Origin of the sequence: Streptomyces humidus, assembly GCF_014649655.1 — a bacterium.
Taxonomy (GTDB): domain Bacteria; phylum Actinomycetota; class Actinomycetes; order Streptomycetales; family Streptomycetaceae; genus Streptomyces; species Streptomyces humidus.
Genome location: NZ_BMTL01000009.1, coordinates 44,687 through 69,842, shown reverse-complemented (window position 1 = coordinate 69,842; position 25,156 = coordinate 44,687). Strand labels below are relative to the sequence as shown.

At 70.1% G+C, this 25,156-nt stretch carries 25 protein-coding genes, 1 tRNA gene and 5 pseudogenes; 18 read left to right on the top strand and 13 right to left on the bottom strand.

What is annotated here, in order from left to right; translation table 11 throughout:
• Window positions 1-134 precede the first annotated feature (134 nt).
• From nhaA to IE239_RS42020, 4 genes are all read left to right on the top strand, one after another.
• On the top strand, window positions 135-1,613 hold the full coding sequence (nhaA, locus tag IE239_RS12710; protein ID WP_190149370.1) for a Na+/H+ antiporter NhaA: 1,479 nt from the start codon (window positions 135-137) through the stop codon (window positions 1,611-1,613).
• 59 nt (window positions 1,614-1,672) lie between these two features.
• Window positions 1,673-2,161 (top strand): phage holin family protein, encoded by a 489-nt coding sequence (locus tag IE239_RS12705; protein ID WP_190149369.1) that lies wholly within the window; start codon window positions 1,673-1,675, stop codon window positions 2,159-2,161.
• The gene (locus IE239_RS12700; RefSeq protein WP_190149368.1) at window positions 2,158-3,114 is read left to right on the top strand and encodes an alpha/beta fold hydrolase; all 957 of its coding nucleotides are present in this window, start codon (window positions 2,158-2,160) and stop codon (window positions 3,112-3,114) included. The genes IE239_RS12705 and IE239_RS12700 overlap by 4 nt, the downstream gene beginning before the upstream one ends.
• 127 nt (window positions 3,115-3,241) lie before the next feature.
• Entirely contained in the window at window positions 3,242-3,424 is a 183-nt protein-coding gene (locus IE239_RS42020; protein WP_229878057.1) for a hypothetical protein, read from the top strand.
• Window positions 3,425-3,459: 35 nt separating this feature from the next.
• Here the strand turns inward: IE239_RS42020 and IE239_RS12695 are convergent, their stop codons facing one another.
• The 3 genes from IE239_RS12695 to nth form a co-directional block, all read right to left on the bottom strand.
• Window positions 3,460-4,659, bottom strand: a complete 1,200-nt coding sequence (locus IE239_RS12695) for a MarP family serine protease (protein ID WP_190149367.1) — start codon at window positions 4,657-4,659, stop codon at window positions 3,460-3,462.
• Window positions 4,660-4,672: 13 nt separating this feature from the next.
• Window positions 4,673-5,368: an NUDIX hydrolase gene (locus IE239_RS12690; RefSeq protein WP_190149366.1), complete on the bottom strand. Its 696-nt coding sequence runs from the start codon at window positions 5,366-5,368 to the stop codon at window positions 4,673-4,675.
• 277 nt (window positions 5,369-5,645) lie between these two features.
• A complete protein-coding gene (gene nth, locus IE239_RS12685) occupies window positions 5,646-6,554 on the bottom strand; it encodes an endonuclease III (protein ID WP_229878056.1) in 909 nt (302 codons plus the stop codon).
• A gap of 328 nt (window positions 6,555-6,882) precedes the next feature.
• Here nth and IE239_RS12680 point away from each other — a divergent pair, with 328 nt between their 5' ends.
• Complete coding sequence (locus IE239_RS12680) at window positions 6,883-7,557, top strand: Crp/Fnr family transcriptional regulator (RefSeq protein WP_020129286.1); 675 nt, start codon at window positions 6,883-6,885, stop codon at window positions 7,555-7,557.
• 25 nt (window positions 7,558-7,582) lie between these two features.
• Window positions 7,583-8,416, top strand: coding sequence for a nucleotidyltransferase domain-containing protein (locus tag IE239_RS12675; protein WP_190149364.1), 834 nt, complete (start codon window positions 7,583-7,585; stop codon window positions 8,414-8,416).
• A gap of 19 nt (window positions 8,417-8,435) precedes the next feature.
• On the opposite strand, the gene IE239_RS12670 is transcribed toward IE239_RS12675, so the two are convergent.
• The 4 genes from IE239_RS12670 to sp36 all read right to left on the bottom strand — a co-directional run bounded on the left by IE239_RS12670 (window position 8,436) and on the right by sp36 (window position 11,078).
• Window positions 8,436-9,266 (bottom strand): MBL fold metallo-hydrolase, encoded by an 831-nt coding sequence (locus IE239_RS12670; protein WP_190149363.1) that lies wholly within the window; start codon window positions 9,264-9,266, stop codon window positions 8,436-8,438.
• Window positions 9,267-9,387: 121 nt separating this feature from the next.
• Window positions 9,388-10,266 (bottom strand): NUDIX hydrolase, encoded by an 879-nt coding sequence (locus IE239_RS12665; RefSeq protein ID WP_190149362.1) that lies wholly within the window; start codon window positions 10,264-10,266, stop codon window positions 9,388-9,390.
• A gap of 192 nt (window positions 10,267-10,458) precedes the next feature.
• Window positions 10,459-10,923 carry a RidA family protein gene (locus IE239_RS12660; protein WP_069768406.1) on the bottom strand — a complete coding sequence of 155 codons (465 nt, stop codon included), beginning with the start codon at window positions 10,921-10,923 and terminating at the stop codon, window positions 10,459-10,461.
• On the bottom strand, window positions 10,920-11,078 hold the full coding sequence (gene sp36, locus IE239_RS12655) for a Sp36 family protein (protein ID WP_020129281.1): 159 nt from the start codon (window positions 11,076-11,078) through the stop codon (window positions 10,920-10,922). The genes IE239_RS12660 and sp36 overlap by 4 nt, the downstream gene beginning before the upstream one ends.
• A 120-nt stretch (window positions 11,079-11,198) precedes the next feature.
• On the opposite strand from sp36, the gene bagA reads away from it, so the two are divergent.
• Window positions 11,199-12,176: an ATPase BagA gene (bagA, locus tag IE239_RS12650; RefSeq protein WP_190149361.1), complete on the top strand. Its 978-nt coding sequence runs from the start codon at window positions 11,199-11,201 to the stop codon at window positions 12,174-12,176.
• Entirely contained in the window at window positions 12,173-13,663 is a 1,491-nt protein-coding gene (gene bagB, locus IE239_RS12645) for an ATPase BagB (RefSeq protein WP_190149360.1), read from the top strand. The genes bagA and bagB overlap by 4 nt, the downstream gene beginning before the upstream one ends.
• 18 nt (window positions 13,664-13,681) lie before the next feature.
• Here the strand turns inward: bagB and wblA are convergent, their stop codons facing one another.
• Window positions 13,682-14,020 (bottom strand): transcriptional regulator WblA, encoded by a 339-nt coding sequence (gene wblA / locus IE239_RS12640; protein WP_069768403.1) that lies wholly within the window; start codon window positions 14,018-14,020, stop codon window positions 13,682-13,684.
• A 406-nt stretch (window positions 14,021-14,426) separates the two neighbouring features.
• Between wblA and IE239_RS12635 the strand changes: the two genes are divergently transcribed.
• A complete protein-coding gene (locus IE239_RS12635; protein ID WP_190149359.1) occupies window positions 14,427-16,715 on the top strand; it encodes a transglycosylase domain-containing protein in 2,289 nt (762 codons plus the stop codon).
• A 128-nt stretch (window positions 16,716-16,843) separates the two neighbouring features.
• Here IE239_RS12635 and IE239_RS12630 read toward each other — a convergent pair whose 3' ends face one another.
• On the bottom strand, window positions 16,844-17,308 hold the full coding sequence (locus tag IE239_RS12630; protein WP_190149358.1) for a GatB/YqeY domain-containing protein: 465 nt from the start codon (window positions 17,306-17,308) through the stop codon (window positions 16,844-16,846).
• Window positions 17,309-17,402: 94 nt separating this feature from the next.
• Between IE239_RS12630 and IE239_RS12625 the strand changes: the two genes are divergently transcribed.
• From IE239_RS12625 to IE239_RS12615, 3 genes are all read left to right on the top strand, one after another.
• Window positions 17,403-18,329 carry a metallophosphoesterase gene (locus tag IE239_RS12625; RefSeq protein WP_190149357.1) on the top strand — a complete coding sequence of 309 codons (927 nt, stop codon included), beginning with the start codon at window positions 17,403-17,405 and terminating at the stop codon, window positions 18,327-18,329.
• Window positions 18,330-18,417: 88 nt separating this feature from the next.
• Window positions 18,418-19,203, top strand: coding sequence for a Pr6Pr family membrane protein (locus IE239_RS12620; RefSeq protein WP_190149356.1), 786 nt, complete (start codon window positions 18,418-18,420; stop codon window positions 19,201-19,203).
• 42 nt (window positions 19,204-19,245) lie between these two features.
• Window positions 19,246-19,319, top strand: a tRNA-Pro gene (locus IE239_RS12615).
• Between the two features lie 116 nt (window positions 19,320-19,435).
• On the opposite strand, the pseudogene IE239_RS12610 reads toward IE239_RS12615, so the two are convergent.
• Window positions 19,436-20,161: pseudogene (locus tag IE239_RS12610) on the bottom strand (site-specific integrase); the annotation flags it as partial.
• A gap of 51 nt (window positions 20,162-20,212) precedes the next feature.
• Between IE239_RS12610 and IE239_RS12605 the strand changes: the two are divergent.
• Entirely contained in the window at window positions 20,213-21,289 is a 1,077-nt protein-coding gene (locus IE239_RS12605; RefSeq protein ID WP_190149355.1) for a hypothetical protein, read from the top strand.
• Between the two features lie 66 nt (window positions 21,290-21,355).
• Here the strand turns inward: IE239_RS12605 and IE239_RS12600 are convergent.
• The 3 genes and pseudogenes from IE239_RS12600 to IE239_RS43250 form a co-directional block, all read right to left on the bottom strand.
• A pseudogene (locus IE239_RS12600) lies at window positions 21,356-22,011 on the bottom strand (integrase).
• Window positions 22,008-22,379 (bottom strand): annotated as a pseudogene (locus IE239_RS12595) (sigma-70 family RNA polymerase sigma factor); the annotation flags it as partial. The pseudogenes IE239_RS12595 and IE239_RS12600, both read right to left, overlap by 4 nt.
• 141 nt (window positions 22,380-22,520) lie before the next feature.
• Window positions 22,521-22,877, bottom strand: coding sequence for an ATP-binding protein (locus IE239_RS43250; protein WP_190149504.1), 357 nt, complete (start codon window positions 22,875-22,877; stop codon window positions 22,521-22,523).
• Between the two features lie 71 nt (window positions 22,878-22,948).
• On the opposite strand from IE239_RS43250, the pseudogene IE239_RS43245 reads away from it, so the two are divergent.
• The 5 genes and pseudogenes from IE239_RS43245 to IE239_RS12570 form a co-directional block, all read left to right on the top strand.
• Window positions 22,949-23,020: pseudogene (locus IE239_RS43245) on the top strand (hypothetical protein); the annotation flags it as partial.
• A gap of 75 nt (window positions 23,021-23,095) precedes the next feature.
• Window positions 23,096-23,554: pseudogene (locus tag IE239_RS12585) on the top strand (HNH endonuclease); the annotation flags it as partial.
• Window positions 23,555-23,618: 64 nt separating this feature from the next.
• Window positions 23,619-23,897, top strand: coding sequence for a CopG family transcriptional regulator (locus tag IE239_RS12580; RefSeq protein ID WP_190149354.1), 279 nt, complete (start codon window positions 23,619-23,621; stop codon window positions 23,895-23,897).
• On the top strand, window positions 23,894-24,319 hold the full coding sequence (locus tag IE239_RS12575) for a PIN domain-containing protein (RefSeq protein ID WP_190149353.1): 426 nt from the start codon (window positions 23,894-23,896) through the stop codon (window positions 24,317-24,319). Before IE239_RS12580 ends, IE239_RS12575 begins: the two co-directional genes overlap by 4 nt.
• A 145-nt stretch (window positions 24,320-24,464) precedes the next feature.
• Window positions 24,465-25,064, top strand: a complete 600-nt coding sequence (locus IE239_RS12570; RefSeq protein ID WP_190149352.1) for a hypothetical protein — start codon at window positions 24,465-24,467, stop codon at window positions 25,062-25,064.
• The last annotated feature ends 92 nt before the right edge of the window (window positions 25,065-25,156 follow it).

The window sequence follows — 25,156 nt, the reverse complement described above, 5'->3', positions numbered from 1 at the left end:
AGGTGCCGAATGCCGCCCGATACCCCCGGGCTGCCTTTTAGGTAAACTAAACAAAGCAACGTGACACGCTAGGTGCGCCGGGAAGTCTGGTCGGCAAGTCGCTCTGTCCTGCCCACCGACCGGAGGCCGCCGCCGTGACCGCGCCCCGCACCCCCCGCACCGGCTCCACCCCCAGCTCCAGCAAGGTTCTCGGGCGGCTCTCCCTGCCTGAACGGAACTTCGTCGCGGAGGCGCTGCGCACCGAGACCGTCGGCGGCGTGCTGCTGCTCGTCGCCGCCGTCGCCGCGCTGGTCTGGGCGAACGTGCCGGCGCTGCACGGCAGCTACGAGAGCGTCAGCGACTTCCACCTGGGTCCCGAGGCCCTCGGACTGCACCTGTCCGTCGCCCACTGGGCAGCCGACGGCCTGCTCGCCGTCTTCTTCTTCGTCGCCGGCGTCGAGCTCAAGCGCGAACTGGTCGCCGGCGACCTCAAGGACGCCCGGGCAGCCGCGCTCCCCGTGGTGGCCGCGCTGTGCGGGATGGCCGTACCGGCGCTCGTCTACACGCTCACCAACCTCACCGGCGGCGGCTCCCTGGCCGGATGGGCCGTGCCCACGGCCACCGACATCGCGTTCGCCCTGGCCGTGCTCGCCGTCATCGGCACGTCCCTGCCGAGTGCCCTGCGCGCCTTCCTGCTCACCCTCGCCGTCGTCGACGACCTGTTCGCCATCCTGATCATCGCGGTGTTCTTCACGAGCACCATCGACTTCGCGGCGCTGGCCGGTGCCGCCGTCGGGCTCGTCGTGTTCTGGGTGCTGCTGCGCCTGGGCGTGCGCGGCTGGTACGTCTACCTGCCACTCGCGCTCGTGATCTGGGCGCTGATGTACAACAGCGGCGTGCACGCCACGATCGCCGGCGTCGCGATGGGCCTGATGCTGCGCTGCACGACGCGCGAGGGCGAGGAGCGCTCCCCCGGCGAGCGGATCGAACATCTCGTGCGCCCGCTCTCCGCCGGTCTCGCGGTCCCGCTGTTCGCCCTGTTCAGCGCCGGTGTGACGCTCTCGGGCCACGCCCTCGCGGACGTGTTCGACAAGCCGGAGACGCTGGGCGTCGTGCTCGGTCTCGTCGTCGGCAAGACGGTCGGCATCTTCGGCGGCACCTGGCTGACCGCACGGTTCACCCGTGCGTCGCTCAGCGAGGACCTCGCCTGGGCGGACATCTTCGCCGTCGCGTCCCTCGCCGGCATCGGCTTCACCGTCTCGCTGCTGATCGGGGAACTCGCCTTCGAGGGCGACCCGGTCCTGACCGACGAGGTCAAAGCAGCCGTCCTGCTGGGATCGTTGATCGCGGCGACCCTGGCGACGGTCCTGCTGAAGCTGCGCAACGCCAAATACCGCCTGATGTGCGAGACCGAGGAGCGCGACGACGACCTCGACGGCATCCCGGACGTCTACGAGCAGGACGACCCGGCGTACCACCTGCGTATGGCCGACATCCACGACGGCAAGGCCGCGGAGCACCGCCGGATCGCCGCGGAGATCACCCGACGGCTCGCCCGCGAGGGCGAGGCCGCGCGCCACGGGCTTGCCGAAGTGCCGGGCGGGGCAGGCGAGGACGGCGACCGTCCGGCATGATCTGACGGGACGGTACAAAAGAAGTCAGAAACACAGAGCAGCAGGAGAGGGAGAACGCGATGAGCGCACCCGACGGCAGCCCGGTCGGCGCCGAACGCAGCATCGGCCAGCTGTTCGCCTCGGCGACGACCGAGTTGTCGGCGCTGGTGCACGACGAGATCGCGCTGGCGAAGGCCCAGCTGAAGCAGGACGTCAAGCGCGGCGCGGTGAGCGGCGGCGCGTTCTCGGTGGCCGGGGCGGTGCTGCTGTTCTCGCTGCCGATGCTGAACTTCGCCCTGGCGTACGGCATCCGGACCTGGAGCGACTGGAACCTCGCGATCTGCTTCCTGCTGTCCTTCGCGGCGAACGTGCTGATCGCGCTCGTCCTCGTGCTGATCGGCGTGGTCTTCGCGAAGAAGGCGCAGAAGAGCAAGGGTCCGCAGACGGTCGCCGCGTCCATGAAGGAGTCGGCCGGCGTCCTGCAGAACGCCAAGCCGCACCCGCGGCCCGAGCTCGCGCAGGACCGTGTCCCGGAGGCCATCGAGGCTGTGGCACGCTCATCGTCATGACGGACCCCGACGGCACCACCCCTCCGGCCCAGCCCGCTTCGGTCGTACGGCCGGACGCCGTCCTCGGCGTGCCGGTCACTCACCGCGAGGTCGCCGCGAACGGTGCGCGGTTCCACATCGCGGAGCTGGGCGACGGTCCGCTGGTCATGCTCGTCCACGGATTTCCGCAGTTCTGGTGGACCTGGCGGCACCAACTGGTGGCCCTGGCCGACGCTGGCTTCCGGGCCGTCGCGATGGACCTGCGGGGTGTGGGCGGCAGCGACCGCACCCCCCGCGGATACGACCCGGCCAACCTCGCCCTCGACATCACGGGCGTGATCCGCTCCCTGGGCGAGCCGGACGCCGCGCTGGTCGGCCACGACCTCGGCGGCTATCTGGCGTGGACGGCGGCCGTGATGCGCCCCAAGCTCGTGCGCCGGCTCGCCGTCGCTTCCATGCCCCATCCCCGGCGCTGGCGGTCGGCGATGCTCGCCGACGTCCGGCAGACCTCCGCGAGTTCCCACATCTGGGGGTTCCAGCGCCCGTGGATCCCCGAGCGTCGGCTCACCGCCGACGACGGCGAGCTGGTGGGCCGTCTGATCCGGGACTGGTCCGGGCCGACGCTCCCGGACGCGGAGTCGGTGGAGACGTACCGGCGCGCGATGTGCATCCCCTCCACCGCGCACTGCGCCGTCGAGCCGTACCGCTGGCTGGTGCGCTCCCTGGCACGTCCGGACGGCGTCCAGTTCTACCGGCGCATGAAGAGGCCCGTGCGCGTGCCCACGCTGCATCTGCACGGCTCCCTCGATCCGGTGATGCGCACCCGCAGCGCGGCCGGCTCCGGCGAATACGTCGAAGCGCCCTACCGATGGCGGCTGTTCGACGGGCTCGGGCACTTCCCGCACGAAGAGGACCCGGTCGCTTTCTCCACCGAACTGGTCAGTTGGCTGAAGGATCCCGAACCCGATCGGTGACAGATCGATCGCGCCCGGTATCCGGATCTGAACGTCTGTACTACGAACAGCCAAATGCCCGACGCATAGGCCAATTGGCGGCCCCGAGGGCGGTTATCGACCTTGGGGCAGGGGCAGACGTCCGGGTATGGGCTGGACGCACGACTACAGTGACGCAGGACGCACCCGCCGCTCGGCCAGTGGCCTGAGCCCCCACCAGCGAGGTGCCGACCCGCAGCTGCCGGGTACCGATCTGCGCGTGGGCATCCCGCGCATCCTGCGTCGCCGGGCGCGCTGGGTCTCGGTCCGCCTGCGTCACCCGCGAGGCTGATCCGCCGGACGGCACCGGGCCCGCGCCGAAACAACTCACAGGGCGCAGCTGTCGCTGTCCACCTGCTGACCGGCCGTCCGGCCGGCGGTGATGTCGTGGCGGATCTCGTCCGCGGTGAGGGCATAGCCGGTCTGGGCGTCGTCGCGCGACTTCGCGAAGACCACGCCGTACACCTTGCCTTCGGTGGTGAGCAGCGGTCCTCCGGAGTTGCCCTGCCGCACGGTCGCGTACAGCGAGTACACGTCACGGCGCACGGTGCCACGGTGGTAGATGTCGGGGCCGCTGGCGGTGATGCGACCGCGCAGCCGCGCGGCTCGCACGTCGTACGACCCGTTCTCCGGGAAGCCGGCCACGATCGCGCTGTCGCCGCTCGCCGCGTCGTCGGTGGAGAACTGCAGCACGGGCGCGTCGAGTTCCGGTACGTCGAGGACGGCGACGTCCCGCTTCCAGTCGTACAGGACGACCGTGGCGTCGTACTTGCGGCCCTCGCCGCCTATCTGGACGGTCGGCTCGTCGACGCCGCCCACGACATGCGCGTTGGTCATGACGCGACGCTCACCGAAGACGAAGCCGGTGCCCTCCAGGACCTTGCCGCAGCTCTCCGCGGTGCCCATGACCTTGACGATCGAGCGCTGCGCGCGCGTGGCCACCGCACTCCTGGCCAGGGCCGGGTCGGGCGGCTGGACGTCGGTGATCGGCTCGTTGGAGAACGGGCTGAAGACCTGCGGGAAGCCGTTCTGCGCCAGGACGGAGGAGAAGTCGGCGAACCACGTGTCGGCCTGGGCGGGCAGCGCCCGGGACACCCCTTGCAGCACGTTGGAACTGCGGACCTCCTTGCCCAGCGTGGGCAGGGTGGTGCCGGCGAGGGCGGACCCGATCAGCCACGCGACCAGCAGCATGGCGACCACGTTGACCAGCGCGCCGCCCGTGGCGTCCAGCGCGCGGGCCGGGGTCCACGTGATGTACCGGCGCAGCTTGTTGCCGAGGTGGGTGGTGAGAGCCTGGCCGACCGAGGCGCAGACGATCACGACGATGACCGCGACGACGGCGGCCGTGGTGCTCACCTCGGAGTTCTCGGTCAGGGCGTCCCAGATCACGGGCAGCAGGTAGACGGCGACGAGGCCGCCGCCCAGAAAGCCGATCACCGACAGGATGCCGACGACGAAGCCCTGGCGGTAGCCCACGACCGCGAACCAGACGGCGGCGACCAACAGCAGGATGTCCAGCACATTCACGGGGATCACCCTGTCATGACCGCCAGTCCAACGGGACCTGCTTCTCCCGGTCCCAGGGGACCTCCCAGCCCGCGAAGTGGAGCAGACGATCGATGACACCGGCCGTGAATCCCCACACAAGCGCGGATTCGACCAGAAATGCCGGGCCGCGGTGACCGCTGGGATGCACGGTCGTGGCCCGGTTGGCCGGATTCGTGAGATCCGCCACGGGAACCGTGAAGACCCGGGCCGTCTCGCCGGGATCGACGACGCCCACCGGGCTCGGCTCGCGCCACCAGCCCAGGACCGGAGTGACGACGAACCCGCTGACCGGGATGTACAGCTTGGGCAGCGCGCCGAAGAGCTGGACGCCGGACGGATCGAGGCCTGTCTCCTCCTCGGCCTCGCGCAGAGCCGCCTTGAGCGGCCCGTCACCGTGCGGGTCGCCGTCCTCCGGATCCAGGGCGCCGCCCGGGAAGGAGGGCTGGCCTGCGTGGGAGCGCAGGGAGCTCGCACGCTCCATGAGCAGCAGCTCCGGGCCGCCCTCGCCCTCGCCGAACAGGATCAGGACCGCCGACTGGCGCCCCGCGCCGTTCTCCGGCGGCAGGAAGCTGCTGAGCTGGCGCGGCCGGACCGTCTCCACCGCGTGCACCACCGGGTCCAGCCAGGCGGGCAGTCCCTCCCGGCTGAGAGCCACCGGACCGCCCTGGGTGTCGCTCGCGCGCGTCATCCTCACACCACCCCCCGTTCTGCCGGGTACAACGCCCGGACACCGACAGATCGTTCCGCGAGCCGCCGCGCGTCCGCCCCAGCCTTCGCCGCACCCGCCGCCGCGACCACCCCTGCCCCGGCTCCCACGAGGCCCGACGACATCCGTCGCGTCGCCCGCCCCTGCGCCCGTCCCGTGTCCGGCTCCCTGGCCCGTACCGTCGTCGGCTCCGCCGTCACCCGTGCAGTCCGTCCGGCGGCGGGGGGCGCTGGCGGCCCGGCCGCCGGCCGTCCTGCCGTCATCCGGCCCCCAGCGGCGGGGCCGGCCGGCCGCCCGCGTCCAGGTACGCCTGGGGCGGGTTCAGACGCTGGCCGGGGAAACCGCCCTTCTCGTACTTCAGGAGCTTCTTCGCCTTCTCGGGGTCCGTCTCGCCCTCGCCGTACGCCGGACAGAGCGGGGCGACGGGGCAGGCGCCGCAAGCCGGCTTGCGGGCGTGACAGATGCGGCGGCCGTGGAAGATCACGTGGTGCGAGAGCATCGTCCACTCGCTCTTCGGGAAGAGCGCGCCGACGGCGGTCTCGATCTTGTCGGGCTCGGTCTCGTCGGTCCAGCGCCAGCGCCGGACCAGACGCTGGAAGTGGGTGTCCACGGTGATCCCGGGCCGGCCGAACGCGTTGCCCAGCACCACGAAGGCGGTCTTGCGGCCGACGCCGGGCAGCTTCACCAGATCTTCCAGCCGGCCGGGGACCTCGCCGCCGAACTCCTCCACCAGGGCCTTGGAGAGGCCTATCACCGACCTGGTCTTGGCCCGGAAGAAACCGGTGGGACGGAGGATCTCCTCGACCTTCTCCGGGTCCGCGGCCGCCAGGTCCTCGGGGGTGGGGTACTCGGCGAACAGCGCGGGGGTCGTCTGGTTCACCCTCAGGTCGGTGGTCTGCGCGGACAGGACCGTGGCGATCACCAGCTGGAAGGGGTTCTCGAAGTCGAGCTCGGGGTGGGCGTAGGGGTAGATCTCGGCGAGTTCGCGGTTGATGCGGCGGGCGCGGCGCACGAGAGCGGTGCGCGACTCCGGCTTCCCGACCGCGACTCCAGCCCCCGCCGGCTTCTTCGCGGCGGCCTTCCCGGTCGCGTCTTTCCCGGCGGTCGTCGTCTCGTCGTCTTTCCCGGCGGTCGCCTTCCCGACGGCGGCCGCTTTCTTCGCAGACATCCCGTTTGTCACCTTTGCCGTTTTTCTACCACCACCGGGGCCCTGTTCGCCCACAGCGGAAACGCGACGTGCAACCACCCGTCCAGCCCCCTCGGCCTGTGCTCTCACCGGCGTTTTGGACACCCGGCCAGCCTAAAGCCCGACACCGACATCCGCCCCGGACCCGGAAGATCGGCCCCCAATTGGACCCCTGCCGCTTACCCCAGGACATGTGTGCGGCATCCTTGTGACAGATCACACTGTTTGGACCGCCCGGCAAAACGGGGAACACGGACCCCTGATATGCGGGGAGCAAGATCCCCTGAGCAGGTCGACAAGGAGAGAACTCGTGGACGACGTCCTGCGGCGCAACCCGCTCTTCGCGGCCCTCGACGACGAGCAGGCCGCCGAACTGCGCGCCTCCATGAGCGAGGTGACCCTGGCCCGTGGCGACTCCCTGTTCCACGAAGGCGACCCCGGTGACCGGCTCTACGTCGTCACCGAGGGCAAGGTCAAGCTGCACCGCACCTCCCCGGACGGCCGGGAGAACATGCTGGCCGTGGTGGGCCCCAGCGAGCTGATCGGAGAGCTGTCGCTCTTCGACCCGGGCCCGCGTACGGCGACCGCCACCGCCCTCACCGAGGTCAAGCTCCTCGGTCTCGGCCACGGCGACCTCCAGCCCTGGCTGAACGCCCGCCCCGAGGTGGCCACCGCGCTGCTGCGCGCCGTCGCCCGGCGCCTGCGCAAGACCAACGACGCCATGTCCGACCTGGTCTTCTCGGACGTCCCCGGCCGCGTGGCCCGAGCGCTGCTGGACCTCTCCCGCCGCTTCGGCGTGCAGTCCGAGGAAGGCATCCACGTCGTCCACGACCTCACGCAGGAGGAGCTGGCGCAGCTCGTCGGCGCGTCGCGCGAGACCGTGAACAAGGCGCTGGCCGACTTCGCCCAGCGCGGCTGGCTGCGCCTGGAGGCGCGCGCGGTGATCCTGCTGGACGTGGAGCGACTGGCCAAGCGGTCGCGCTGACGCCTGTCTTCAGGCCCCGGACGCCATGACCGAAGCGGTTGTCTCCCGAGGGCTCGACGCCCTGGGGTACATCGTGCGCGAGGGCTCCCTCGCGCGTGTGACGCACGATTTCCAGCCGGTCGTCGCGGCGGCCCGGGAGCGGATCCCGGGCCTCTTCGGAGCGCGCCTGCACAGCGCGTACGTCAACGGTTCGATTCCACGGGGCACCGCGCGCGTGGGCCGCAGCGACGTCGACCTGCTGGTGGTGCTGCGTGACGAGCCCACCGAGGCGGACCGGGCCGCGGGACGAGCCATGATCCGGACTCTCGACGCACAGTTCCCGCAGATCGACGGCGGCGGAACGCTGCTCTTCAGCCGTGCCCGCATGCTGAGCGATCTGGAGAGGCACGACCTGGGGTTCTTCGTCGCCTGTCTGTGCACCCCGCTTCTCGGCGAGGACCTCGGCCCCGACCTGCCCCGCTACCGTCCCGACGCGCTGCTCGCGCGCGAGACCAACGGCGACCTCGCCCTGTTCCTGCCCCGCCGGCGTGAGCGCGTCGCCTCGGCGGACGGCTCCGAGGCCTCCCTGCGGCCTCTGGTGAGGTTCATGTCCCGGCACCTGGTGCGCACGGCGTTCACGCTCGTCATGCCCCGCTGGAACGGCTGGACGAGCGACCTGCACGAGATGGCGGCCGCCTTCGCCGCGTACCACCCCGCGCGCGGGGTACAGGTGCGGGCGGCGGCCCTCCTCGGGTACGAGCCGCGGGGCGACCGCGCCGTCCTCTCGTCCTACGTGGACGACCTCGGCCCCTGGCTCGCCGGTGAGTACGCGCGCGTGCACGGTGTGAAGGCCCGCAGGCCCGAGGACGCCCAGCCGTGACGCCCGGTGAGGTCAGGGCCTAGATGAGCCCGTGCTCCGTCAGGTACTCCAGCTGGGCGCGCACCGACAGCTCCGCCGCCGGCCACAGCGAGCGGTCGACGTCGGCGTACACGTGGGCGACGACGTCGGCGGGATCGCTGCGGCCGTTCTCGACGGCCGTCTCGACCTGGGCCAGCCGGTGGGCACGGTGAGCGAGATAGAACTCGACGGCGCCCTGGGCGTCCTCCAGGACCGGCCCGTGGCCCGGCAGGACGGTGTGGACGCCGTCGTCGACCGTGAGGGACCTCAGCCGCCTCAGGGAGTCCAGATAGTCGCCCAGGCGGCCGTCGGGATGCGCGACGACGGTCGTGCCGCGGCCGAGGATCGTGTCGCCCGTCAGAACGGCACGGTCGGCCGGCAGGTGGAAGCACAGGGAGTCGGCGGTGTGTCCGGGCGTCGGCACGACCCGCAGCTCCAGGCCGCCCACACCGACCACGTCCCCGGCGGCCAGGCCCTCCTCGCCCAGCCGCACCGCCGGGTCCAGGGCCCGCACCTTCGTGCCGGTCAGTCCCGCGAAGCGGACGGCGCCCTCGGCGTGGTCGGGGTGGCCGTGCGTCAGCAGGGTCAGGGCGACGCGCTTGCCGGCCTTCTCGGCGGTGTCGACGACCGCGCGCAGATGACGCTCGTCCAGCGGTCCCGGGTCGATCACGACCGCCAGCTCGGAGTCGGGCTCGGCGACGATCCAGGTGTTCGTGCCGTCCAGGGTCATCGCGGACGCGTTCGGCGCGAGGACGTTGACCGCGCGCGCGGTGGCGCGGCCCGAGAGGGCTCCGCCTCGCGGCTGGCCGGGGAGGGCGGCTGCGTCGGTCATGCGAGAGGGCCTTCCATCGGGCGTCGTCAGACTGTCGTCGGGCGGAGCGGAGCATCCCGCCGCCGGTCCTGGACGGGCCGCCGGTCCGGGACGGGGACGGCGAGGGTGCTCGGAGCGGCCGTCATCCGGGCTCTCCCCCGGGCGCGGCGGCCGGGATGTGCTTGGTGAACTCGTCGTGCCCGGGCCAGGACAGCACGACCACGCCGTCCTCCAGGCGGGCCTGCGCGAGAACCGGGCTCAGATCGCGGTCGGGGGCCGCGGCGAGCGCCTGCGCCGCCGTGGCGTACGGGACGAGCCGGCGCAGCGTCGCGATGGTGGGCGGCATCATCAGCAGCTCACCCCTGTCGTACGAGGCCGCCGCGTCCGTCGGGCGGATCCACACCGTGCGGTCGGCCTCCGTGGACGCGTTGCGGGTGCGCTGGCCCTCGGGAAGCGCGGCCACGAAGAACCAGGTGTCGTAGCGCCGCGACTCGAACTCGGGAGTGATCCAGCGCGTCCAGGCGCCGAGAAGGTCGGAGCGCAGCACCAGACCGCGCCGGTCGAGGAACTCGGCGAACGACACGTCACGGGCGGCCACCGCGGCCCGGTCCGCCTCCCAGTCGGCGCCCGTGATGTCGCTGACCACGGAGTTCGGGGTCGGCCCGGCGAGCAGGACGCCGGCCTCCTCGTACGTCTCGCGCACGGCCGCGCAGACGATCGCCTGGGCCGCCGTCTCGTCGACGCCCAGGCGCTCGGCCCACCACGCGCGGGTGGGGCCCGCCCAGCGGACGTGCCGGTCGTCGTCGCGCGGGTCGACACCGCCGCCGGGATAGGCGTACGCGCCTGCGGCGAAGGCCATGGAGGCGCGTCTGCGCAGCATGTGGACGACAGGGCCGCTGCCGGTGTCCTTCAGGAGCATGACGGTGGCCGCGCGTTTCGGGGTGACCGGAGTGAGCGTGCCGTCCGCCAGCGCGCGGATGCGTTCCGGCCAGTCCTGGGGGAACCACTGCCCATTCGCCATGGGCGCGAGGCTATCCCGTGGCGCGCGAATGTTCGAGAGGTGCCCGAGGTCAGGGCACCTCTCGACGGGATGCCCGCGAACTCCTGCGAGGCCCTCCCGGGACCCGTGCAGGGCCGCGGAAAGCTCCACACGGTCCTCCACGGATCCCACGGGCTCCACGGCTCTTCCGGCCCGAGAGGGCGCTCGTACCGGCTACGGGACGAGTTCCACCTGGATCTCGACCTCGACCGGCGCGTCCAGCGGCAGCACCGCGACGCCCACCGCGCTGCGCGCGTGCACGCCCTTGTCGCCGAAGACCTCGCCGAGCAGCTCGCTCGCCCCGTTCAGGACGGCGGGCTGGCCGGTGAAGTCGGCGGCCGACGCCACGAAGCCGACGACCTTCACCACGCGCGCGACGCGGTCCAGGTCGCCCGCGACCGACTTGACGGCGGCCAGGGCGTTCAGCGCGCAGGTACGGGCCAGCTCCTTGGCCTCCTCAGGGGTGACCTCGGCGCCGACCTTGCCGGTGACCGGCAGCTTGCCCTCCACCATGGGCAGCTGCCCGGCCGTGTACACGTACGGGCCGGACTGCACGGCGGGCTGGTAGGCCGCAAGGGGCGGCACGACCGCCGGCAGGGTCAGTCCCAGCTCGGCCAGCCTCGCCTCGACCGCGCTCACGCCTTCGCCCGCTTCAGGTACGCGACGAGCTGCTCCGGGTTGTTCGGCCCGGGCACGACCTGGACGAGCTCCCAGCCGTCCTCGCCCCAGGTGTCCAGAATCTGCTTCGTCGCGTGGACGAGCAGCGGCACGGTTGCGTATTCCCACTTGGTCATGAGGGCGACTGTATCCGCTGCCGCCGGAGGGGCTGTTCCCCAGGCCATGTGGCCGATTGCCGCCCCCGTTGTCCACAGCCTCCCGGTCGCCTCGGGCGCCGACTGGTTACGCTCGAAGACGTGAGCAGGCTCCAGGTCGTCAGCGGCAAGGGCGGGACCGGCAAGACGACGGTCGCCGCGGCCCTCGCGCTGGCCCTCGCCACGGCGGGGAAGCGCACGCTTCTCGTCGAGGTGGAGGGCCGGCAGGGCATCGCGCAGCTCTTCGAGACAGAGGCGCTGCCCTATGAGGAACGCAAGATCGCCGTAGCGTCGGGCGGCGGGGAGGTGTACGCCCTCGCCATCGACCCCGAACTGGCCCTTCTGGACTACCTCCAGATGTTCTACAAACTGGGGGGCGCCGGACGGGCCCTGAAGAAGCTCGGCGCCATCGACTTCGCCACCACGATCGCGCCGGGCCTCAGGGACGTGCTCCTCACCGGCAAGGCGTGCGAGGCGGTACGGCGCAAGGACCGGGACGGACGGTTCGTGTACGACTACGTCGTCATGGACGCCCCGCCCACGGGCCGCGTCACCCGCTTCCTGAACGTCAACGACGAGGTGGCCGGGCTGGCCAGGATCGGCCCGATACACAATCAGGCGCAGGCCGTGATGCGGGTGCTGAAGTCGCCGGAGACCGCCGTGCACCTCGTGACGCTGCTGGAGGAGATGCCCGTCCAGGAGACCGCCGACGGCATCGCCGAGCTGCGGGCGGCGAAACTTCCGGTGGGGCGGGTCATCGTCAACATGGTGCGCCCCGAGGTGCTGGACGAGGACCGGCTGGAACTCGTACGGACCGTGACGCGTTCTTCGGTCGCCCGGTCCTTGTCCACGGCGGGGCTGGGCGGGGCGCGACGCGGCGGGCGCGCCGAGCGGCTGGTGGATCCGCTCCTGAAGCAGGCCGAGGAGTACGCGGAACGGTACGCGCTGGAGCAGGAGCAGCGCGCGGTCCTGGGCGAGCTGGGCCTGCCGTCGCACGAACTGCCGTTGCTCGCCGAGGGCATGGACCTCGCGGGCCTGTACCAGCTCGCCACCGAACTGCGGAAGCAGGGGATCGCATGAGTGCGGACCGGACCCACGACCAGGGAAGCCCCCGGCGGCTCGCCCCCGCGCCCGTGCTGGAGCTCGATCCGCTGCTCGACGATCCGACGACCCGCATCGTGGTCTGCTGCGGCTCGGGCGGCGTCGGCAAGACGACGACGGCGGCGGCGCTGGGGCTCAGAGCGGCCGAGCGCGGCCGCAAGGTGGTCGTCCTCACCATCGACCCGGCGCGCCGGCTCGCGCAGTCCATGGGCATCGACTCGCTCGACAACACCCCGCGCCGGGTGAAGGGCGTCGAGGGGGACGGCGAGCTGCACGCGATGATGCTCGACATGAAGCGCACCTTCGACGAGATCGTCGAGGCGCACGCCGACCCGGACCGGGCCGCCGCGATCCTGGGCAACCCGTTCTACCAGTCCCTCTCGGCGGGCTTCGCGGGCACGCAGGAGTACATGGCGATGGAGAAGCTGGGCCAGCTCCGCGCGCGGGACGAGTGGGACCTGATCGTCGTCGACACCCCGCCGTCCCGCTCTGCGCTGGACTTCCTGGACGCGCCCAAGCGGCTGGGGTCCTTCCTGGACGGCAAGCTGATCCGCGTCCTGCTCGCGCCGGCGAAGGTGGGCGGCCGGGCGGGGATGAAGTTCCTGAACGTCGGGATGTCGATGATGACCGGCGCGCTGGGCAAGCTGCTCGGCGGACAGCTGCTGAAGGACGTGCAGACGTTCGTGGCGGCCATGGACTCGATGTTCGGCGGCTTCCGCACCCGCGCGGACGCCACGTACAAGCTGCTCCAGGCACCCGGCACGGCGTTCCTGGTGGTGGCGGCTCCCGAGCGGGACGCGCTGCGGGAGGCCGCGTACTTCGTGCAGCGGCTGGCCGCCGAGGACATGCCGCTGGCCGGTCTGGTGCTCAACCGCGTCCATGGCAGCGGCGCCGCCCAGCTGTCCGCCGAGCGGGCGCTCGCCGCCGCGGAAAATCTTGAAGAGCCCGGCATTGTGGATCAGGACGGCGGGAAGGCTGGACTTCGTAACTCTCCCGACACGCACGGCAGTTCAGAATCACCCGCATCTGATCCGGAGCCCGGCGCCCCCACCGAGACAGACCGGACCACTGACGCAGACCCCGCCACCCACACGGCCCGGACCACGGACACCGACCCGGCCACGGACACCGACACGACCGCCGACGGCGACGCCGACACGACCGGGACCACGGGAACCCACACGGACCGGGCGACGACGACGGACGCCGACCGGACGGCGGCGACCGAGGCGGAGCGGGCCGTGGACGACCTCACCGCAGGCCTGTTGAGGCTGCATGCGGAACGCATGCACCTGCTCTCCCGCGAGCAGCGCACGCGGGACCGCTTCACCGCGCTCCACCCCGAGGTGGCGGTGACCGAGGTGGCCGCCCTCCCCGGAGACGTGCACGACCTCATGGGCCTGCGGGACATCGGGAACCGCCTCGCGACCGAGCGGCCGGAGCTGCCCGAGGCTGCCGACGCCTGACGAACCGAAGGGCTGTGCTCAGCCCACCGCCGCGTAGTTCTCGTACATCTGGTCGTCGTCGAGCGGCAGGATGCCCGCCCCACGCTCGTACTCCGAACGCGCTGTCTCCAGGAGCCGGCGCCAGGACGTCACCGTCGGACGCCTGCGCAGCAGTGCGCGGCGCTCACGCTCCGTCATGCCTCCCCACACGCCGAACTCGACGCGGTTGTCGAGCGCGTCCGCCAGACATTCGGTGCGTACCGGGCATCCGGTGCACACCGCCTTGGCCCTGTTCTGCGCTGCTCCCTGAACGAACAGTTCATCCGGATCGGTAGTGCGGCAGGCGGCCTGCGCACTCCAGTCGGTTACCCAGCCCATACCGGCGCCGTCCTCTCCCGAATCGAGGCTCCCCCACGGCGGCAGCGGCATATTCACCGCCGCCAGTTGAGGACGTTACGGAAGGTGGGCACAGCGCAACACCCCCTTCGGGCCCAATCTTGAATGGCCCGAACGGACTATGGGTAAGCGGCAGATCACCCGGGGGAGTGAGCCCGCGACATATGCGACTCTCCCGACGAGCGGGACAGTTCGACTGAGTCACAACGGACGCCGAGTGACACACAAGGCGGATTCGGACACGCCCCCACCAAAATTCCGGGGAACATCCGGAACGATTCGGGGTCGCCGGACGTATTGATACGTAGCCCTGCTGCTGTGACAGTTGAGAGCAGCTTAGGCCAAGGCATTGACGCGTGTCCGGCGAATCAGAACGTAGGCTGCCCTCATGCCAAAGAAGCGCTCGGGCGGTGGTCTGTCGCCAACGCAGCAGGCCGCCAAGTTCCTCGGTGTCAGTGTGCTCGCAGGAGCGGTGCTGGCCGGTATCGCCCTGCCCGCGTTCGGCGCGCTGGGCCTGGCCGCCAAGGGATCGGTGGAGTCGTTCGACGAACTCCCGGTCAACCTCAAGACACCACCGCTGAGCCAGCGCACCACGATCCTCGACTCCGAGGGCGGCCAGATCGCCACGGTCTACTCGCGTGACCGCACGGTGGTCGACCTGAAGAGCATCTCGCCGTACATGCAGAAGGCGATCGTCGCGATCGAGGACTCGCGTTTCTACGAGCACGGCGCGGTGGACCTGAAGGGCGTCCTGCGCGCGCTCAACAAGAACGTGCAGAGCAGCGGGGTCTCCCAGGGCGCCTCCACGCTCACCCAGCAGCTCGTGAAGAACGTCGCCGTCGAGGAGGCCGGTGACGACCCGACGAAGGTCGCACAGGCCACGCAGCAGACCATCGGCCGCAAGATCAAGGAACTGAAGTACGCGATCCAGCTCGAGGAAGAGCTCAGCAAGAAGAAGATCCTCGAGAACTACCTGAACATCACGTTCTTCGGTGAGCAGGCCTACGGCGTCGAGGCCGCCTCCCAGCGCTACTTCTCCACGCACGCGAAGTCCCTCACCCTGCCGCAGGCGGCCCTGCTGGCCGGCATCGTCCAGTCGCCCAGCCGCTACGACCCGGTCAACGACGAGCGCGAGGCCACCAAGCGCCGTAACACCGTGCTGGCGCGCATGGCCGAGGTCGGCGACATCTCCGAGGCCGAGGCGGCCGCGGCGCAGAAGGCCCCGCTGGGGCTGAAGGTCAAGAAGCCGAAGAACGGCTGCATCACTGCCGTCCAGGGCGCGAGCTTCTTCTGCAAGTACGTGGAGCGCGTCTTCCTCAGCGACCCGGTCTTCGGCAAGACCAGGGAGCAGCGGGCGAAGATCTGGAACCAGGGTGGCCTGACCATCCGCACCACGCTCGAACCGCAGGCCCAGAAGTCCGTCCAGAGCTCGCTCAAGGACCACGTCTACAAGTCGGACAAGGTCGCGGCGGCCGCCACGCTCGTCGAGCCCGGAACCGGCAAGATCCTCGGGATGGGCCAGTCGAAGCCCTACGGCTACGGCAAGAACGAGACCGAGTACAACTACTCGGTCAACGCCTCCATGGGCGGCTCCAACTACGGCTTCCCGACCGGTTCGACCTTCAAGCCGTTCGTGGCCGCGGCCGCGCTGGAGGAGGGCCGCCCGCCGAACCAGAGCTACCCGGCGCCGTACCAGATGCCGTACCCGGACACCGTCCAGACGTGCAGCGGCAAGCCCTGGATCAACGACGGCAGGCCGAAGTACACGCTGGAGAACGAGAGCGAGTCCGAGAAGGGGCCGTACCAGCTGAAGAAGGCCATGGAGCTGTCGGTCAACACCTACTTCGTGCAGATGCTCTCCGACATAGGCATGTGCCCCGTGGTGAAGATGACCGACAAGCTGGGCGTGGTCCAGGGCAACGGCACCAAGGTTCCCGAGGTGCCCTCCTCGATGACCCTGGGCTCCACCGGCCTCTCCCCCCTGACGATGGCCACCGCGTACGCGGCCTTCGCCGACCGGGGCATGTACTGCACCCCCGTCGCCATCGAGTCGATCACCCAGACCGTGGGCGGCGCGAAGAAGTCGCTGGAGGTCCCGAAGTCCACCTGCTCCCGGGCCATGTCCGAGAAGACCGCCGACACGATAAACACACTGCTGAGCGGCGTGGTCGACTCCGGTACGGGCCAGCAGGCCGGACTGTCCGGCCGCGACAACGCCGGTAAGACGGGTACGACGGACTCCCGCAAGAACGCCTGGTTCGTCGGCTACACCCCGAAGCTCTCCGGCGCCGTCTGGGTCGGCAGCGCCACCCAGAAGGTCGAGATGACCAACATCTGGATCGGCGGCCAGTTCCACGACCAGGTCTACGGCGGCGACACCCCCGGCCCGATCTGGCGCGACGCCATGACGGGCGCCCTGGAGGGCAAGGAATCCGGCGAGTTCAACCTCGTCAGCATCCCGAACCCGCCCGACAAGAACCGCGACAAGGGCAACGGCGACGGGAACGCGAACGGCGGCAACCCGGGCGGCGGCGGCAACGGAGACAACGGCGGTTTCCTCAGCGGCCTGCTCACCAACGGCGGAAACAGCAACGGCGGCAATTCGACCGGCGGTCCCGGGGGCGGGTTCTTCCAGGGCCAGAGCAACGGAAACGGCAACGGCGGCCCGCACGGCTGAGAGCGGCGCCGACGCCGGTACCCATGACGAACGGTCCCCGACTCCCCTTACGGGAGCCGGGGACCGTTCGTCGTACGCGCCACCAGAGGCGGGCGACCCCTCCGGGGGAGCCGGTGGACCCGGGCGGGTCAGCCCGCCAGGTGCGTCTTGACGACGGCGGCGACCCGGCCGCCCTCCGCCAGACCGGCCACCTTGGGGTTCACGATCTTCATGACGGCGCCCATGGCCCGCGGCCCCTCGGCGCCGCCCGCCTTCGCCTCCGAGACGGCCTGGGCGACGATGCCTTCCAGTTCCTCGTCGCTGAGCTGCTTGGGCAGGTACGTGGCGAGGAGCTCGCCCTCCGCCTTCTCCCGCTCGGCCGACTCGGCGCGACCACCCTGTGCGAAGGCGTCCGCGGCCTCGCGGCGCTTCTTCGCCTCCTTGGTGATCACCTTGAGGACCTCGTCGTCGGAGAGCTCGCGCTTCTCCTTGCCCGCGACCTCTTCCTTGGTGATCGCGGCGAGCGTCAGCCTGAGCGTCGCGGAACGCAGCTCGTCGCGCTCCTTGATCGCGGCGTTGAGGTCTTCGTGCAGCTTGGACTTGAGCGTGGTCATGGGTCCGATTGTCGCAGGTGCGGACGTCCGCACGCCCGCCGATTTAAGGGGCGGCGCGGCAAAGGGCGTTGACCGCGTCTGACACGATGGAGGTATGCGCGCGCGATACGGAGTACCTCTGTCCATTGCTGCGGCCGGCGTCGCCGGTCTGACGTACGCGGTGGGTTTCGAAACCCGCTCGTTCCGCCTCCGACGGGTCACCGTGCCCGTTCTGCCGGCAGGAATGCGGCCGCTGCGCGTGCTGCAGGTCTCCGACATCCACATGGTCGGCGGCCAGCGCAAGAAGCAGCGCTGGCTGCGCTCGCTGGCCGGTCTGCGCCCCGACTTCGTCATCAACACGGGCGACAACCTGTCCGACCCCGAGGGCGTCCCCGAGACCCTGGACGCGCTGGGTCCCCTGATGGAGTTCCCGGGCGCGTACGTCTTCGGCTCGAACGACTACTACGGCCCCAAGCTGCGCAATCCCGCCCGCTATCTCCTCGAGAAGACCCAGGGCCGCCACGGCCTGAACGGCAACCCGCCCGCGACGAACGTCGTCCACAACCCGTGGGAGGACCTGCGGGACGGATTCGACGCGGCGGGCTGGCTGAACCTGACGAACACCCGGGGCGTGCTGAAGATCGAGGGCGCGTCGGTGGAGCTGACGGGCCTGGACGACCCGCACATCAAGCGCGACCGCTACCCCCGCGTCGCCGGCGGCCCGTCGGCGTCGGCCGACTTCTCGATGGGCGTGGTGCACGCCCCGTACCTGCGGGTCCTGGACCCCTTCACGGCCGACGGCTACCCCCTGATCCTGGCCGGCCACACCCACGGCGGCCAGGTGTGCATCCCCTTCTACGGAGCCCTGGTCACCAACTGCGACCTCGACACGGACCGGGTGAAGGGCCTGTCGACGCATACGGCGGAGGGGCGCACGTCCTACCTGCACGTCTCAGCGGGCTGCGGCACGAGCCGCTACACCCCCATCAGGTTCGCCTGCCCGCCGGAGGTGACGTTGCTTACGTTGGTGGAGAAGGAGTAGGGGCAAGGACCCGTCCGGAGGTCGCTCCGGGTCCCCCGGACAGCCCACCCGTATCGCCCGTTTCGTCACGCTTGCCTAACGTGAGGGCATGACCGCGCCGATACCCAGGGACATCCCGGATCTGCCTGCGATTCCGCGGACCCACGCGCTCCTGCTCTCCTCCGTCCCCGCCTCGGCGGTGGTGGCCCCCGCACGCCGCCCCCTGGCCGCCGTCCTCCGCCTGCTGCTGGCCGGCGCGGCGGCGGCGGGCGTGACCCTCGCCCTCATGCTCGGCAGCCCGCCGCGGGTCCTGAGCCACTTCGCGATCCAGAGCAACATCCTGCTCGCCCTGGTCACGCTACTGTCCGCCCGCCGCGCCTGGACGGCCCGCCGGCCGCTCCCCGCGGCCCTGACCGGGGCCGCGCTCCTCTACGTCATGATCACCGGCCTGGTGTACCACCTGCTCCTCGCCGGCGCGTCCGTCCCCTTCTCGGTGACCGGCACCGACACCGCCCCCACGGGCTGGCACGCGGTGACCGGCCACCTCCTCCACACAGTGACGCCGGTGGCCGCCGTCCTGGACTGGCTGCTCCTGACGGCTCCGGGCCACATGCGCCTGCGCCGGGCCGCGACATGGATGCTCTACCCCGTCGCCTACCTGGCGTTCTCCCTCACCCGCGCCCAGGTGATCGCCGTCGGCACGCCGGGCCGCTATCTCTACCCGTTCCTCGACGTCGAGGCCCACGGCTACAAGCACACCCTGGCCAACGCCCTCCTGCTCGGCCTCGCCTTCTACGCCCTCGCGGTCGCCCTCGTAGCCCTCGACCACGCCCGCCCGAACCCGATCACTCACCGTGCCAAAACCGGATTTCGTCTCCGGCCACCAGTGGGCTAAAGTAAACGACGTCGCCGCGACAAGCAGGACAAGCAGCGACATCGGGGTGTAGCGCAGCTTGGCAGCGCGCTTCGTTCGGGACGAAGAGGTCGTGGGTTCAAATCCCGCCACCCCGACAGCTGAATAGCAGTTCAGAGGGCCCTTACCGAATCGGTAAGGGCCCTCTGGCGTTGCTGCGTGTCTAACTGCGTGACTATCGATTCCTGAGTGCTCGACCGCGTGACTGCGACAGCTACGGCAGCCGCGGATCGCTGCCGAAGATACCGTCCATGGCGACGGCCCCGGTCTGGATGACCGGCCGGGTCTGCTTCCGGTAGACCTCCTCGGTCACGGCCGTACCGGAGTGCCCGACGAGCCGGGAGGAAGGCGCGGCGGACGATGGCGGCGTCGAGCGGCTTGGCCGACGGCCGAGGAGAGGACGAGCCCGTCTTCCTCCCACTTCTCGTCAGCGGCCAGCCGATCCCAGCCCTGATCTTCGAATTGCTGCCACAGAGCCTCGACGCAGCGCGCCGGCAGTAGCGAGCGTGCGCCGGGACTTCCGGGTCTTGGTGTCCCTAGTCTTTCGGACCGAGCACCAGACGGCGATGTGCGGAGGCTGCGGCGGGTCGGCATCCGGCTTGCCCTTGAGAAAGACGTGATCCCAGGTAAGCGCCCGGAGTTCCTCGGTCCGGGCTCCGGTCAGCAGCGCAAGGACGATGCACGCGTCCATCGAGGTACCCACAGCGCCCCTGAGAACTGCGTCGGCCTGAGCGAAGGTGAGTGGACCGCCGCCTGACTCGCCCTTGGAGACCGAGCACAGCTCGCCGACGTTGCGCTTCGTCTTGTCCCACGCCATGGCCCGCTTGACCGCGCGGTTCAGGTACGAGTGGAGCGACTGGACGGTGTGCGTGCTGAGTGTCTTCGCCTTGGTGGCCAGCCGGCGGTCCACGTCTTCCGCGCTGAGGTCGCGGAGCTTGCGGGGGAGAGATGCTGCAGGGGACTGTCGGTGGCTGGTGGCAGGATCGCCGGCATGGGTTTCGTACGTACTACTCCGCCGCGGCCTGTCGAGGTGACCGCGGTCTTTCCCGAGCTGGCTCCGTTAGCGCGACCTGCCATCCGGCTGCATCCGCGTCCGGGTGCGCCCTCGGTCAGAGAGAGCTCGGTCGGCGGGCCGTTGCTGTGGCCGGCTGGGGAGCCGTGGCCGCACTGCGAAGACGCGCACCTGCATGTGGACACTGGATTCCGCCAGTCACCGACCGAAGTGCGGCTCGAGAGACGCTTGCAGGCCCGGTGGCGCCCTGATGACCGACGTCCCGCGTTCACGCCCGAGGAGGAAGCGCTCAAGGAGCGCAATGCCGCGTGGCTCGCCGAACGACTCGACGCCGGCCCTCCCAGTCCCGCCGAATGCCCGGTTCCGATGTTGCCCGTGGCTCAGCTGTTCCTGCGTGACATACCCCTGTTGCGACCGCCCGGGCAGGCCGATCTGCTTCAGATTCTCTGGTGCCCGTACGAGCACGAACCGAATTACAAGCCGGCGACCGCACTGTTCTGGCGGTCGGTCGCGGAGGTCGGCGACATCCTCGCCACACCACCGGAACCGTACGAGGCGGATTATCCGGGTTACGTGCCGGAGCCGTGCGTGCTGGCGCCGGAAGCGATCACCGAATACCCCAACAGCCTGGATCTGAGCCCGGACCTGCAACGGATGCTGGAGGACTGGAACAGGTGGCAGGCAGCCGGCGTCGACGTGGACAGCTCCTACGCGGAGTATCCGCGCGACTTCTATTCCATCCACCTGGGCAACGCACCCGGCTGGAAGGTCGGCGGCTGGCCCCCTTGGGGCCGCACCGACCCGAACCCCCGGCACTGCGCTGTGTGCGAGGTGCAGATGGTCCCGCTACTGACGATCGCTTCCCGGGAGTGGCACGGCGGTGAAGGTCACAGCTGGGCTCCGCAGGAAGACCAGGCCGCAGCTCTCGCTGGTTCCTACTACGCGGGCCAGGCTCCCTCGCGGCCGACGGGGGTGGAAGTAGGCAGCACGGACAACATGCAGATCTATGTCTGCCCGGCCTCCCCCGAACATCCACACACCGACCTGATCCAATGAAAAGCTGGTTCACGCCCTCTGTGATGACTGGCCGTAGTCATGCCGCTCAGGACCGGTTGAGTGCCCTCACAGCGACCAGTGAAGGGCCGTAGCGTCATCCCGCGCCTTGCCCCGCGGCCGCCGGCGAACGTGAGGAACTCCTCCCTCAGCTTCCCGTACTCGGCGGATCAGCTCACCGGCCCGGATGAGTTCAGAACAGTCAACGTCGTTTCCCAAGTTGCGACTTCGAAGGGGACCAGGGCGACGCCGTGTTCGGTTGAGCTGTAGGCAGTTCATCGACCTGCCCGCGGAGCCTCCTGCCGACCTCGTCCAGGCGCTGGTCAGTGATAGCTGTCGTCTTCCCGTCCTCGTCGGCGATGAGGAGCGTTGAATCACCGCGCACGAGGTATTCCAAAGTTCCCGCGTTGGCCCGGACGGCGACGACGGTACTGGTCGGACTGGCCCGGTAGGTCAGGTCGCAACTCTCCTCATGCAGGGACCGAAGGACCCGGATCGAGTCGGCCAGACAGTCGGCGAGGCCGGGCCGGGTGCGCGGCGATGGTGCTCAGCAGCAACCCTCCCAGCGTCGCGGAGAACCAGGCGATGCCGTGCGTGCAGCCGGTATCGGCCCCGGCAACGCCAGCCCCGTCCAGGAGGACAGCCGCTCCCGGCGCGGCGGCGGCGGCGAAGTCCTCGTTCTCCCGGTCCGGTTCGGCAGGCTCCGAGCCGAGGGCGACGTTCACGCCGTCGTCTCCTCGTCGTGCCGGTAGAGGGGGGTGAGCAGTTCGACGGTTTGCGGTTCGTCCGTCTCCGGGGCGTACTCGACGCTCACCAGCGTGGAGAAGCGGTGCTCTCCCACCTGGCCCCAGAGCGTGTTCAGATCGGAGGCGCGCAGCTGGACGACGCCGAGGGAGCCCGCGGTGTGGATGCCCGCGATGGCCAGGACGGAGCCGTTGCCGTCTGGGCGAGGCAGCCGGCCGAGATACCCGACGTCGTGCGGGGTGCCGAAGTCGGTGTCCACTCCCGCGCGGTACGCCGTTCCTGTACGCCGGTCCACCAGCGCCCACGGTTCGCCCTCAGGGTGCTCCCAGCTGAGTACCGGATCCTGGGCCCTGGACAGAATGGGCGGGAGTCGCCTGCCCGGATGAACACCGATCACGTAGAAGCCGGCCCGACGCCCAGGCACTCCCCGGGGCCTCACCCGCCACTGCTCGCGGGCCACCACGGATCACCGCTGGAAAGCCGCCCATCACTAGCCGAACCGCACCAGATCGGCCCAGACGCAGCGTGCGCCGGAGGGCCGGTCCTTCACACCCCAGTTCTTGACGCAGGCCGCAATCAGCATCAGCCCGCGGCCGTCCTCTTCCACATGCCCGGTAACGCTGCGAACCATGGATTCCTCGTCGACGCCCTGGTCGACGACCTCGATGCGGACCAGGTCATCCCCGAAGTGGACGAGTACGAGGAACCATCCTCGGTACCAGCCGCTCCGTGTGTGTTTGACGGCGGTGGCCGCCAGCTCGCCGACGACCAGGACCGCGTCGTCGACCAGGTCCGTGGTCTCGTCCTCCAGCAGAGCGGCGACGAAGTGACGAGGAGACTCCTTCAGGGGCCGTCCTCGATGACGCGGTGCGGTCTGCTCAGCTGGTCCGGTCGTTCCAGTGCGTCGTCCTGCCGGCCATGCTTCAGAGCGCTGAGTACGCCCGGCGCGTCTTTCAGAGTGCTCCGAACCTGCGCCAGGCGCAGCTTCCACGGCGACCAAGAGGCCCCGCACCTCGCGAGACGTCGACTCGTCGAGATCGAGAGCGAGCAACAAGCGCCCGATTCTCGGCCGTGCGCAGGCGGCGGGATCCCCGGATGCGGGAGGAGGTCCTGACGGCATACGAGTACCAGTGCGCCTTCTGCGGCTACGACGGCAGGATCGGCGCGGTGCCGGTCGGGCTGGAGGCCGCGCATGTGCGCTGGTGGGCGTTCGACGGCCCTGACGACGTCGACAACGGCCTGTGCCTGTGCTCGCTGCACCACAAGCTCTTCGACAAGGGCGTCCTCGGCATCGGATGGGGGTCCCCCCGCTCGAGCGAAGCCGAGAGTGGGGGAAGTCACCGCATCCTGGTCTCGCAGCGCTTCGTCGGCCACAGCCCCGCCGCCCGCGAGCACGTCGTAGCGCTCGCCGGCCGGCCGCTCATCGGACCTCAACCGGGCGTCCGCCCCGTCGCGGCGACTCACCTCTCCTGGCACACCAGCCAGGTCTTTCACGGCATCCCACGCCCCGCCCCGGCCGCCTGATCGTCGAGCGTCGATCACGTGACCCACTGGTAAGGAGTGCGATACCAAGAGTATGGTCTCTTGTATGGCGACAAAGAAGGTGACCGTGACGATTCCCGCGGATCTCCTGGACGAGATCCGCGCGGACGCGGCAGAGCGGGGCCTGTCGGCGTACGTCGCCGAGGCGCTGCGCTTCAAGCGCGACCGGGACCGGCTCGCGGAACTGGTCGACTGGCTGCAGGAAGAACACGGCCCCGTCACCGAGGACGAGCATGCGGCAGCGCTCGACGAGCTGGAGGAACTCGACGCCGAGCACGAGCGGCGTCGAACCGCCGGAAAGCACAACGCCGGAGAGGCTGCGTGAAGAAGCGAGCCGGTGAGCACGGCCAGCGTCTCCTTCGTGTCTTCGTACTGGACTGTGAAGCCCTGTCCCTTGCGGTACGCGGCGACCGGAAGATGATCGCCTGGCTCGACCTCGCGGCACGAGGGGAAGCCGAGGTGGTGACTTCCCCGATGACACTGGTCGAGGCGTACGACGGCAGAACGACCGAGCAGCGCTGGGACTGGGTACTGTCCCGGCTCCAGGTCGTCGACATCGGGAAGGACGAGGCCCGCCAGGCGCGTCGGCTCCTGGCCGACGCCAAGTTGCACGGCCACAAGCACGCGATCGACGCAGTGCTCGCCGTCATTGCGCGACAGCAGAAGGGGCAGGTCACCGTCTTCACCTCGGACGTCGACGACCTGGAGAAACTGGTTCCGGACACGATCGTCGTCAAGAAGGTGTGACCCCACCCGCGCCCCTCCAGCGCCCGCACCCACGCTGGTGAGCACCCGCGATGCCATCGCGCACTTCCTCCGGACCACATAAACCGACAGGCGCCCGGAGGGCGGGGCGTGAGAGGGTGCGGTTCGATCCGAGACGGGGGGAAACGTGGGGCTGATCTACGGCTACGACATCTGTCTGCGTCCTCGGAATGTCGCCAGGGCGTTGGCCAATCTGGCCGCGCTGGCGCCACCGGGCCGTGCCGTGCCGCCGCTTGAGATCACCCTGCCCAGCGGTGAGCGGCTCGTCCTCCCGTTCACGTCCCGGTTCAAGAGCGAGCCGGTCGACTGTTCAACGAGCAGCACGCTCGAGCTCGACACGTCCCTCATGTTCGACGTCGATGACGCACTGCGCGAGTATGCGCAGACGGGCGGCCCCCAACCCGAGGCGGACGGGCGCATCCGGATCGGGTACATCTACGCGACGATCCGGTTCGAGTCCCTTCTGCACCCTGGCTACACGTCGGTGGAGTGCTGGGCAGCGACGTCGGGGATGAGCCGCTTGTTTGCGCGGTCGGCCAACATCAGAAAGGTGTTCACCGGTCTCACTGCCGACAGCGGAGGAGTGTGCTGCCTGTTCGACACCGGCGACGGCGCCCCCGAGCAAGTGTGCTGGCTCAACGGTGAACCCACCCAGGAGATGGTCTGCGGTCCCCGCTTTCCGGATCGGCGGGCACTTGTGGCGTCTTGGTCCGACTCCGAGAACTGAGCGGCGGGCGACGCCTGACGTACCGGCCGACAGTGTCAGAGCGGAACAGCAAGGAGCCGGAGCGCCACGGCCGTACGCAAACTTGCTCACGC

Bases quoted from the DNA above. Each gene is read 5' to 3' on its own strand.
- IE239_RS12705 (WP_190149369.1), top strand. From the start codon at position 1,673: ATGAGCGCACCCGACGGCAGCCCGGTCGGCGCCGAACGCAGCATCGGC.
- IE239_RS12700 (WP_190149368.1), top strand. From the start codon at position 2,158: ATGACGGACCCCGACGGCACCACCCCTCCGGCCCAGCCCGCTTCGGTC.
- IE239_RS42020 (WP_229878057.1), top strand. From the start codon at position 3,242: ATGGGCTGGACGCACGACTACAGTGACGCAGGACGCACCCGCCGCTCG.
- IE239_RS12690 (WP_190149366.1), bottom strand. From the start codon at position 5,368: ATGACGCGCGCGAGCGACACCCAGGGCGGTCCGGTGGCTCTCAGCCGG.
- nth (WP_229878056.1), bottom strand. From the start codon at position 6,554: ATGTCTGCGAAGAAAGCGGCCGCCGTCGGGAAGGCGACCGCCGGGAAA.
- IE239_RS12675 (WP_190149364.1), top strand. From the start codon at position 7,583: ATGACCGAAGCGGTTGTCTCCCGAGGGCTCGACGCCCTGGGGTACATC.
- IE239_RS12670 (WP_190149363.1), bottom strand. From the start codon at position 9,266: ATGACCGACGCAGCCGCCCTCCCCGGCCAGCCGCGAGGCGGAGCCCTC.
- IE239_RS12665 (WP_190149362.1), bottom strand. From the start codon at position 10,266: ATGGCGAATGGGCAGTGGTTCCCCCAGGACTGGCCGGAACGCATCCGC.
- sp36 (WP_020129281.1), bottom strand. From the start codon at position 11,078: ATGACCAAGTGGGAATACGCAACCGTGCCGCTGCTCGTCCACGCGACG.
- bagB (WP_190149360.1), top strand. From the start codon at position 12,173: ATGAGTGCGGACCGGACCCACGACCAGGGAAGCCCCCGGCGGCTCGCC.
- wblA (WP_069768403.1), bottom strand. From the start codon at position 14,020: ATGGGCTGGGTAACCGACTGGAGTGCGCAGGCCGCCTGCCGCACTACC.
- IE239_RS12635 (WP_190149359.1), top strand. From the start codon at position 14,427: ATGCCAAAGAAGCGCTCGGGCGGTGGTCTGTCGCCAACGCAGCAGGCC.
- IE239_RS12630 (WP_190149358.1), bottom strand. From the start codon at position 17,308: ATGACCACGCTCAAGTCCAAGCTGCACGAAGACCTCAACGCCGCGATC.
- IE239_RS12625 (WP_190149357.1), top strand. From the start codon at position 17,403: ATGCGCGCGCGATACGGAGTACCTCTGTCCATTGCTGCGGCCGGCGTC.
- IE239_RS12620 (WP_190149356.1), top strand. From the start codon at position 18,418: ATGACCGCGCCGATACCCAGGGACATCCCGGATCTGCCTGCGATTCCG.
- IE239_RS12605 (WP_190149355.1), top strand. From the start codon at position 20,213: ATGGGTTTCGTACGTACTACTCCGCCGCGGCCTGTCGAGGTGACCGCG.
- IE239_RS12580 (WP_190149354.1), top strand. From the start codon at position 23,619: ATGGCGACAAAGAAGGTGACCGTGACGATTCCCGCGGATCTCCTGGAC.